Genomic DNA, 959 nt, shown 5'->3' with positions numbered 1-959 from the left:
GGGCGGCCCCCCGCGGGGGCCGCGCCGGGGGGCGGCGCCCGGGCCGCGGGCCGTGGCGCGCGGGAAGCCGCGGGGGCTGGTGCCGGCCCCCCGGGGGGCCGGAGCCGGCGTCGCCCGGGCCGCCGGCGCGGCCTGCCCGGCGCCGCCCGCGCGCGGGACGGGCGCCTGCGACACCGCCGGGGCCCGGCGGGGCTCGCCCGGCGGCACGGTGATCCGGAACGTGTACGGCACCGTGGACCCGTCCCCGAAAGTGACGTCGATCGACAGGGTGTCGAGTCCGGAGAAGTCGGGCCGCGCCGTGTAGTAGAGCGACATCGAGTCCTTCTTGGCGTCCTCGCAGCCGTCCGGCTGCCGGATCTGCGCCCCGGTCTCGTCGACCTTGCCGCTGAGGATCCGGAACTCGCGCCGCTGCTCGATGCGCCCGCCGCGCGGCGGCCTGACGAGCTCGATCGTGGCCGCGCGCGAGCGGCACCCCTGCGTGGCGAAGTAGTAGGTGAAGCCCTGGAGGAAGATCCGCTGGCCGGCGCGCGCGGTCTTGTTCTCCACCTCCGCCCGGGCCGGCAGGGCGAGGCAGAGCGAAATGCAGAGCGGCAGGCAGAGCGCCGATCCGAGGGCGAGGACGCTGGCGCCGATGCGCCGACGCGGTCGGTTCGGTGCCGCGGATCGGGGGGCGTTCGGGAGGCGCTGATGCACGGGACTCGTCCTCGGCTTGGCGGTGGGGGTGCGGGCGGCCGGTCCGGCCGTCCGCGCCGGAGCTGCGTCAGAGCTGCGGCGCGGCGGGCGGGCGCGGCGGTGCCAGCTGCTGCGGCGGCGGCGGCGCGGGCGTGCCGGACACGGGCGCCGCGGCCTCGGCGGCCTTCGGGGGCGGCGCGGGCGGCGCCGGCCGGGGGGCCGGGGCCGCGCCCCGGGCCGCGTCGCGCAGGGAGGCGCCCGTGCGGGCCTCCCCGGGCGCCGGGGCG

1 protein-coding gene and 1 pseudogene are annotated in these 959 nt (G+C 80.7%); both read right to left on the bottom strand.

Going from position 1 to position 959, the window contains the following annotated elements; genetic code table 11:
• On the bottom strand, positions 1 to 693 hold a 693-nt coding region (locus ACLBYB_RS32645), incomplete at its 3' end, for a hypothetical protein (protein ID WP_447701359.1).
• Positions 694 to 760: 67 nt separating this feature from the next.
• Positions 761 to 959: pseudogene (locus tag ACLBYB_RS32640) on the bottom strand (hypothetical protein); the annotation flags it as partial.

It is taken from the genome of Methylobacterium sp. D54C, from assembly GCF_053345595.1.
The sequence above is the reverse complement of the archived record's forward strand: the minus strand, read 5'-3'. Positions and strand labels throughout refer to the sequence as shown.